Consider the following 600-nt stretch of genomic DNA (forward strand, 5'->3'; position numbering starts at 1 on the left):
CCGCGCTTCGACCCCGACGGCACGGTCCTGATCACCGGCGGCACCGGCGAACTCGGCCGGCAGCTCGCCACCCACCTCGTCCACGAACACGGCATCCGCCACCTCGTCCTCACCTCACGCCGCGGCACCCACGCCCCCGGCACCGACGACCTCATCACCACCCTCACCCAGGCCGGCGCCGACACCATCGACATCCACGCCTGCGACATCACCGACCACCACCAGACCGCCACCCTCATCAACTCACTGCAACGCCCCCTCACCGGCGTCTTCCACCTCGCCGGCACCCTCGACGACGGCCTCATCACCACCCAGACCCCCCAACGCCTGACAGAAGTCCTCGCCCCCAAGATCGACGGCGCCCTCCACCTCCACACCCTCACCACCGACCACAACCTCGCCGCCTTCGTCCTCTTCTCCTCCGCAGCCGGCATCCTCGGCGGCGCCGGACAAAGCACCTACGCGGCCGCCAACACCTTCCTCGACGCACTCGCCGAACACCGCCGGGCTCAGGGCCAGGTCGCCACCAGCCTCTCCTGGGGCCTGTGGCAGCAGGCCGGCATCGGCATGACCGCCCACCTCGGCGACGCCGAACTCGCC

General features: G+C 70.8%; 1 protein-coding gene. It reads left to right on the top strand.

The genetic code is table 11. The annotated features are described in order from the left end of the window. The coding region (locus AWZ10_RS41230; protein ID WP_159058546.1) for a beta-ketoacyl reductase at positions 1 to 600 on the top strand (600 nt) is incomplete at both ends.

Source organism: Streptomyces europaeiscabiei, assembly GCF_001550375.1.
GTDB lineage: Bacteria > Actinomycetota > Actinomycetes > Streptomycetales > Streptomycetaceae > Streptomyces > Streptomyces europaeiscabiei.